This window comes from Streptomyces sp. NPDC001410, assembly GCF_042895235.1.
Classification (GTDB): domain Bacteria; phylum Actinomycetota; class Actinomycetes; order Streptomycetales; family Streptomycetaceae; genus Streptomyces.
In genome coordinates, this window is the sequence record NZ_JBIAWE010000032.1 from 44,435 (window position 1) to 51,945 (window position 7,511).

A 7,511-nucleotide genomic window follows, 5' to 3' on the forward strand; every position below is an offset into this window, starting at 1 on the left:
GCACTGGAGCAAGCCCCTTCCTCCGCAGCAGAGACGCTTCACCGGTACGCTGTGCCGCCGAGGACGGACAGGAACGCCTGCTGCAGAGCAGCAGGGAGACAGCGGTAGGGGCGCGTGGGCAAGAGCATGAAGGCGGGCGACATCGCCCTGCGGCTCGTCCTGCTCGCGTTGCTGCTCCTCGGCGTGGGCGTTCTGCACACGTTGGGGCATGCCGGAGCCCACGGCGGGGTCCCGGCGTCCGGCGTCGTTCAGCATGCGAGTCACGCCGGGGCCGTTTCCGACGCGCCGCGGCTCTTGTTCCCAGACGGTGAGACCGCTGAGCTTTCCGATCCTCATCAGCACATCGGAGCCCCTGCCCACACGGAAGTCTCCAGTTGCTTCGCGGTGGTCCCGATCGGCTCCTGCCTGGTCCCGCCGCATGGCCTGCCAGCGTGGGGCGGAGACGCAGGCGTCAACGCGGTTAGAGGGCGCCCGGCGTCGAACTCCACTGCGATGAGGGAGAGTTCTCGACTGCAGGTACTACGGATTTAGAGCACTGGTGACTTGAGGCGCGCGCAATCGTGCGCTGCGCCCACGGTGCGCCGGACGATCAGCTTCGGACGCGCCGCTCCACAGTCCACCGTCTCTACCTGACGGGTCGGCCCGGTGTGCCCGCACTCGGCCGCCCGCCGCCCTGCGCTGAAAGGCGTCATCTGTGTCCCAGTACCGCGTCGTCGACCGCCCCACCACGCCTGTTCCTTCGGAGGAATCACAGCCGTACGAGCCGTCCGTACCCCGACAGCGGCAGCACGCACCTGTCTCACCGCGGCAACCTGAACCGTCCTCCTCGCGAGGCCGAGGACGCCGGGGCGGTCGCCGCCGCGCGCCGAAGCAGACACCCCTTCTCGGCAATTACCTCGGCTACGCCGCCACGTTCGTCGGCGCCGGACTGATCAGCGGCGCCATCGTGCACCATCCACTCGACCCCGCCCGGTACACGGTCATCGCGGTGATCGGTGCGGCGGTGTTCCTCTGCGCCACCCTCCTCACCGAGTTCGTCCTCAGCAAGCAGCGGCCCAAGGCGTCGAAGGTGCTGAGCATCGTGGGCGCCTCGCTGGCGCTGTCGTTCGGCATCGGCATGCTCAGCGGCGGACTGCAGCACTTCGAGGACTTTCCCGAGCGTGGCGCGATGCTCATCCCCTTCGGTCTCACCCTGTCCTTCATGGCGTACGTGCTGCGGCATGAACCGGCGCGCTGGCGCAGCATCATCGGCCCGGCGGGCGTGCTGGTCCTGGTCACGGCGGCCCTCGCATTCGTGGGGCTGCGCGGTATCGCCGACGGCATGGCCTCCGAGTCAGGGGGAGGCGGCCACAGCCACGGTGAAGAGTCGTCCGCAGAGTCTGAGGAAGACGAGCACGGCCACGACGCGGGGCCGGAAGGCCAGAGCCCTGCTGCTTCCCCCTCCCATGAGAGCAGTACTTCTGCCGACACGGGCGTGGAAGAGGCCAAGCACGCGGACGACGGCCACAGCCACTGACGGACGCGGAGCCGGGCCGACGGCCCCGGAGCCAGCAGTTCCGGGGGTCTTCCGACGGGGGCGCCGGGTGCCTGGGGCGGTCGTTCTGGTCGCCACTGTGGTGGTGGCGGTCGGGCTGGGCGCCGCGGCTCTGGCCATGCGGCAGGGCAGCAGCCGGTCCGCCGGAAGTGCATCGGGTGCCGCCGGCGCGACGGCTTCCCCGGTCGTCCCGCCCGTCGCCGATGTGCGGCTCGTCCACGAGGCGCTGCACGACATCGATGCCCGGTGCAAGCCCGAAGCCGACCGTGAGGCTCGCGTCCGGCTGCGGGCCGATGCGGACGTGATCGTCGCCTTCGCCCGCCGCTACCCCCAATGCCGCCTTCCCCGTCGACGACGAGACCGGGCGCACCCTGTCCCTGCTTCTGGTCGCCCGCCAGAGCCTGCGCGGCTGCGACGCCACCGCCACGGCCCGCGTGGACGGCGCCCTGCCGGACCAGTTCCGCGGCGAGCCGACGGCGACGCCCTCGGGATGACGGCGCACGGGGGCGTAGCACGGCTGGAGTGATCGAGCTGACCCTGCTGGTGTTGCAGCTCCGGTCCGGCCGCCGGAAGGCGGGCGATGGGGAACAGGAGACGGCTCCGCCCACGCCGACGGCCTCCGCAGCGCGGATGACACTGCACGGGAAGGGACTGGAGACGTCTTTCTGAGGCTCCGCTCTGTGGAGCCTCAGAACCGTGGGCGTCAGACGGACACCGGATCGGGGTCCGGCTCGGTGTGTGCGGGATACCACTCGTCGTAGCGGCGCAGCTTCCACAGGGCGACCGCGCCGAGCCAGGTCACCAGGAAGGTGACCACGATGACGATGCCGATCGTGTTGAGATCGATGGCGGTCAGCCAAGACCAGGGTGCGCGGTCGGCCGCGCCGAGCCGTTCTGCGAGCAGCGAGACCAGCTCCACCGTGCCGACCACGAATGCCACGAAGATCGACAGGCCGGTCATCGTGAGGTTGTAGTAGATCTTGCGGACCGGGTTGGAGAACGACCACTCGTACGCCTTCGCCATGAAGACGCCGTCGGTCGTGTCCATCAGGCTCATGCCGGCGGCGAAGATCAGCGGCAGGGCGATGATGGCGAGCGGCGGCAGCGTGCCGTCCGCGGCCGACCCGGCGGCCAGCCCCAGCGCACCGACCTGCGTGGCGGTGTCGAAGCCGAGGCCGAACAGCAGGCCCACGAAGTACAGCTGCCAGCCGTGCTCGATGAACTTGTTGTACCGGCCCTTGAAGACGCGGTTCATCAGACCGCGGTCGGACAGCAGTTGCTCCAGTTCCTCGGGTCGGTGGCGGCCCTGTTTCGCCTCGCGCCAGGTGCGGACGATGCCGCGCAGCACGGTGAGGTTCAGCGCGGCGATCGCGTACAGGAAGACCCCGGAGACCAGCGTGCCGATCATCCCGCCGATGTCGGCGAAGCCTGCTTGGAAGCGGTTCGCGGCCTGGGCGGCGAAGGCGATGCCGAGGGAGAGGCCGAAGACGACGGTGGAGTGGCCGAGCGAGAAGGCCAGGCCCAGGCCGAGCGGGCGCTTGCCCTTCTGCAGCAGATAGCGGGTGGTGTCATCGATCGCCGAGATGTGGTCGGCGTCGAAGGCGTGCCGCATCCCAAGGGTGTACGCCAGTCCGGCCGCTCCCGCGTACAGCAGTGTGCCCTGGCTGTCGGCGAGGTCGTGGTAGCGGGCGTTGTAGTAGGCGAAAAGGCCGAAGCCAACGATGTGCAGCGCGGCCACGAAGCCGTACATGGCCACCAGACGGCGTATCTCACCCCGGTCGAACCGGCGGCTACGCCGGGTGGCCACGGCATTGGTACTCATGGGCAGCTTCCCTCGGGATGATCTCGGCCATGCCTTACTGCACTTGCGCTTCAGATGCGAATCATATGCAGTAAGGCCCGGTCACTGTCTGCCCTGGGTTCGGATCGGGGCTGGCCGCGGATTGGTGGCCGTGCGCGGTCAGGTGGGAGAGGGGTGACCGCCCGGGTTCCTCGACATGCGTGGCGAGGAACCCGGGCGGTCAGTGGATGATGCGGTTCAGAGCCGGTCGAGGATGCTCTGGAGCTGCTTGACCTCGACGGACTGGCCCGTGACGATGTCGCCGGCCATCTTCTTGGCGTCGGCGTCCTGACCGTTCTTCTGCTCGTCCTTGGCCATGTTGATCGCGCCGTTGTGGTGCTCGATCATCATCTGCGCGAACATCGTGTCGAACTCGGCGCCCTTCATGGACGTGAGTCCCTTCATGTCCTTGTCGGACATCATGCCGTCGCCCATGTCCATGCCGGGCATGTCCCCCATCGCTTCCGGCTTGCCCCAGGACCGCAGCCAGCCCTTCATGGTCGTGATCTCGGGGTCCTGGGCCTTCTCGATCTTGGACGCGATGTCCTTGACCTCCGAGTCGGAGGCCCGGCCGTCGGCCAGCTTGGCCATCTCCAGCGCCTGCTCGTGGTGCGGGATCATCATCTGCGCGAACTTGACGTCCGCCTCGTTGAAGTCGCCGGCAGGGGCGGTCTTGCCGGCGGCGGCCGTTGCCGAGGCGGTGCTGCCGCCGTGGTCCATGCCGCTCATGCCGTCCGTACCGCCGCCGCTACAAGCGGACAGCAGCAGGGCTCCCGCTGCGACGACTCCCGCGGCGGCGATACGGCGGGCCGGCTTGTGGCGCAGCGTGCGCGTGAAGGCAGTCATGATCGATGTCACCTCATGTGTCAGGTTCTTGTGGCTGTTTTGGCGCATGCGACATCGCGGGGTCGCGCATGGTGCGCGCCCGCGAGGGCAGTTCGGCCTACAGCCGCAGAACCGACAACCGGGTGAGATCGGGGCCGTGCGGGGGAGGGTCGGGGCGCAGCAACACACGAACCTGGGCGAGGAGGTGCGCCAGCCAGTCGGGGTGACGGGCGAGCGCCGAGCGCAGGAGCGTGTCGAGGACCCAGGCCGCGAGCATCACGGCCAGGCACAGCGACATCATGTCCATCGCCATCAGGGGCACATGCGCGGATGACGACTGCTCGGCGTTCACCGCTTGGCGTGTGTCCATGGGTGCTGCGGCCGAGCCGGCCTCGTGAGTCGCCGGATCGTCATACATCGCCGCCATCGGCGCGTGGGACGCCGTAGTCGTCCCGGCAGAGGGCGAGTCGTCAGGGTGTCCCAGGGTGTGCATGACGAAGACGCAGAGCGCGAGCACGACGACGAGCAGCAGGTGCCCGAGGGCGCCTCCTGTCCGTACCCGTCGGCTCACGTTCACCACGGGATCTCCTGTCCGGTCGCTGTGGATCCGACAGTACCGAAGCGGAAGAGGGCGTACTGCTGGCGGGGTCCGGCGTCCGCTGTTCCGTAAACGCCCGCTGCGCTACTAAGCTGTTTCGCATTGATGCTCATGGCAGAGAGGCGGGCGTATGCGTACATGGACGCCACGTCAGTGGTCGGCGGCGGTGGCCGTGGCCCTGGTCGCCGGTGTCGCGATCGGCGTGCCGACCGGAGTCGTGCCCACACCCTTCTATACCCGGATGACCCCCGTGCTGTGGTGGAACTATCCGGTCTGGGCGGTGTCGTCGCTGCTCATGGGCCTGCTGGTGGCGACCTATGTCGGGCAGCCCTCGGCCGTGAAGAACAGCGGGCCGCGTTCGCGCCGCGCCGTCTTCGCCGGGCTGCTCTCTGCCTTCGCCGTCGGCTGTCCGATCTGCAACAAGCTGGTGGTCCTGGCCATCGGGGTCAGCGGCGCCCTCTCGTACTGGGCCCCGGCGCAGCCCTTCCTGGCGATCGCCTCGCTGGCGCTGCTCGCGCATGCGCTCGTACGCCGTCTACGGACGGCCGGCGCCTGCCCGGTGCCGAGTGCGCCTGCCCCGTACGACCTCGAAGATCGCCAGGGCCCTGAAGCCTACGATGAACGTGCACTGGTGCCGGGAGCGTCGCAGCCCGGCGGCGAAGGGAGCGGTCGTGCGTCGGCTGGGTGAGCTGGAGGCGGAGATCATGTACCGCCTGTGGGCCTGGGGACGTCCGGCCAGTGCGCGTGATGTGCTCACGGACATCAACAAGCAGCGTTCCCTCGCCTACAGCACGGTCAAGACCGTCGCCGACATCCTTCATCACAAGGGCATGCTCACGCGACGCAAGGAGGGCCGGGCGTGGGTCTACACGCCCACGTGTACGCGTCAGCAGTACACGGCGGCGCTGATGCAGGACGCTCTCGACGACAACCCGGACCTGGCGGGCGCTCTGGCCAGTTTCGTAGAACAGATGAGTACGGAGGAAGTGGACGCGCTACGCTCGGCGCTCCGAGCGGTGAAGAGGCGGAGCAGCGCATGATCACAGCAGTGGGGCTGGCCGGATACGCGCTCCTGGTGGGTGCCGCGGTGCCTCCCCTGCTGGCTCGCGCCCGGTGGGCGCACCGCGCGCCTGGCATCGCGGTCCTGGCGTGGCAGGGCCTCATGGTCACGTTTATCGTCGCCACCGCGCTTGCGGTGTACCACCTGGTGATGACCGAGCAGCACGTGCACGACGGAGTGGTCGGGCTGCTTACTGAGTGCGGACTGGCTGCCGACGCCCCGCCCGGCAACGCACCGCCCACCCTCGGCGACGCCCTCGTGATCGCCGCCCCCATCGTGGTCGTACTGCTGCCGGCCGGCTGGCTGGTCCGCTGCGCCTGGCGCGCTCGAAGTGCTCGCGCCCGTCAACTGGACCTGCTCACCCTCGTCGGCGAACCGGCGCCCGAGTACGGCGCCACGATCGTCGACTACGACACCCCGGCCGTCTACTGCCTGTCGGGACGCGGGTCCCACATCGTCGTCACCAGGGGTGCGCTGGACACCCTGACCGAGGAGCAGTTGCGGGCCGTCCTGGAACACGAGCGCGCCCACATCTCGGGTCGGCATCACCTGCTGAAGATCCTCGTCGACGCGTTCTCCCGCGCGTTCCGCGGCCTTCCGCTCGCCCGGCACGTCAAGGAGCAGACGAACCTGCTGCTCGAAATGATCGCGGACGACCACGCGCTGCAGTTCCACTCCAGGGAAGTCCTGGCCACCGCGATGTGCGAAGTAGCGGCCGGGCGGGCTCCGCAGGTTGCGCTGGGGGCCGGTGGTTCGGGCGCCCTCATCCGTCTGCGGCGCGTTCTCACCCCGCAGCCCCGACCGCACCGTGCGGCCTGGCTGGGCGTCGTGGTGGCGACCGTCGCGGCGCCGCTGCTTCCCCTGCTGGTGGCGTGCGGGCCCTGACTCCTACAGGACCTGGACCCGCACTTCCCCAACGGTTGTGCATCTCTGCGCCGTTGTGTGTGCAGGGCGGTGCCGGAGACGGCGCCTGGGCGTGGGTCGAAGCGACGGATCACCACCACGGCCAGGGTCACACCGACGCTGACGACCGGCAGATACCAAAGCGCCGAGAATTGGGGCACATCGGAGTCGTACTCCATGACCGGCACCAGCGCCGCGGCCAGCACCAGGGCTTCAGCCGCCGCCCTCCCGCACGACGGCTCGCAGCAGCGCCATGGTCAGTGCCATCGTCGCCGCGATGGCCAGCAGGTGTGGCGGGCTCCACAGCACGGCGTCCCGGCCGAAGGCGGTGTGCCAGGCCGCATCCGCGGGCGCCGCGATGCCCACGGCCGCTCCGGAGACGGCGGCCCCTCGCAGGACGGGGTCCCGAAGGATGCCGGTTGCTCCTTGCCGGCGGGCATGTGGCCACGCCCAGCGGGCGAGTGTCCCGAGTGTGACCAGGATCGAGCCGTACAGCAGCAGGTGAGGCGCGCTCCAGAAGGTGTCCCGGCCGACGTCCGTGTGCAGCGAGTCGTCCCAGTAGGTGCTGAACAGTGCGAATGCGCCGCTCATCACTGCTGCCAGCAGCCGGTCCATGCTTCTGCCCCCTCATCGCCCGGAACTGCCGCGACCTCTACTTAGACCGTGTCCTACATGGTCAGTTTGAGGAGCCGTTTGTAGCAGCAGAGGGCTGCGGCGAGTCCGAGAAAGGCCAGGTAGTTGCCGGGTTTGC

8 protein-coding genes are annotated in these 7,511 nt (G+C 69.1%); 4 read left to right on the forward strand and 4 right to left on the reverse strand.

What is annotated here, in order from left to right; translation table 11 throughout:
- Window positions 1-946 precede the first annotated feature (946 nt).
- Window positions 947-1,516, forward strand: a complete 570-nt coding sequence (locus ACFY3C_RS43360) for a hypothetical protein (RefSeq protein WP_390774832.1) — start codon at window positions 947-949, stop codon at window positions 1,514-1,516.
- Window positions 1,517-2,237: 721 nt separating this feature from the next.
- Here the strand turns inward: ACFY3C_RS43360 and ACFY3C_RS43365 are convergent.
- From ACFY3C_RS43365 to ACFY3C_RS43375, 3 genes are all read right to left on the reverse strand, one after another.
- Window positions 2,238-3,356, reverse strand: a complete 1,119-nt coding sequence (locus tag ACFY3C_RS43365) for a HoxN/HupN/NixA family nickel/cobalt transporter (protein ID WP_390774833.1) — start codon at window positions 3,354-3,356, stop codon at window positions 2,238-2,240.
- Window positions 3,357-3,572: 216 nt separating this feature from the next.
- On the reverse strand, window positions 3,573-4,220 hold the full coding sequence (locus tag ACFY3C_RS43370; protein WP_390774834.1) for a DUF305 domain-containing protein: 648 nt from the start codon (window positions 4,218-4,220) through the stop codon (window positions 3,573-3,575).
- A gap of 97 nt (window positions 4,221-4,317) precedes the next feature.
- Entirely contained in the window at window positions 4,318-4,776 is a 459-nt protein-coding gene (locus tag ACFY3C_RS43375) for a hypothetical protein (protein WP_390774835.1), read from the reverse strand.
- A 151-nt stretch (window positions 4,777-4,927) separates the two neighbouring features.
- On the opposite strand from ACFY3C_RS43375, the gene ACFY3C_RS43380 reads away from it, so the two are divergent.
- From ACFY3C_RS43380 to ACFY3C_RS43390, 3 genes are read left to right on the forward strand one after another with little or no spacing between them, the layout of a single operon-like run.
- Complete coding sequence (locus tag ACFY3C_RS43380; protein ID WP_390774836.1) at window positions 4,928-5,485, forward strand: hypothetical protein; 558 nt, start codon at window positions 4,928-4,930, stop codon at window positions 5,483-5,485.
- Complete coding sequence (locus ACFY3C_RS43385; protein WP_390774837.1) at window positions 5,469-5,837, forward strand: BlaI/MecI/CopY family transcriptional regulator; 369 nt, start codon at window positions 5,469-5,471, stop codon at window positions 5,835-5,837. Before ACFY3C_RS43380 ends, ACFY3C_RS43385 begins: the two co-directional genes overlap by 17 nt.
- On the forward strand, window positions 5,834-6,742 hold the full coding sequence (locus ACFY3C_RS43390) for a M56 family metallopeptidase (protein ID WP_390774838.1): 909 nt from the start codon (window positions 5,834-5,836) through the stop codon (window positions 6,740-6,742). The genes ACFY3C_RS43385 and ACFY3C_RS43390 overlap by 4 nt, the downstream gene beginning before the upstream one ends.
- Window positions 6,743-6,973: 231 nt before the next feature.
- On the opposite strand, the gene ACFY3C_RS43395 is transcribed toward ACFY3C_RS43390, so the two are convergent.
- The gene (locus ACFY3C_RS43395) at window positions 6,974-7,375 is read right to left on the reverse strand and encodes a hypothetical protein (RefSeq protein ID WP_390774839.1); all 402 of its coding nucleotides are present in this window, start codon (window positions 7,373-7,375) and stop codon (window positions 6,974-6,976) included.
- Between the last annotated feature and the right edge of the window lie 136 nt (window positions 7,376-7,511).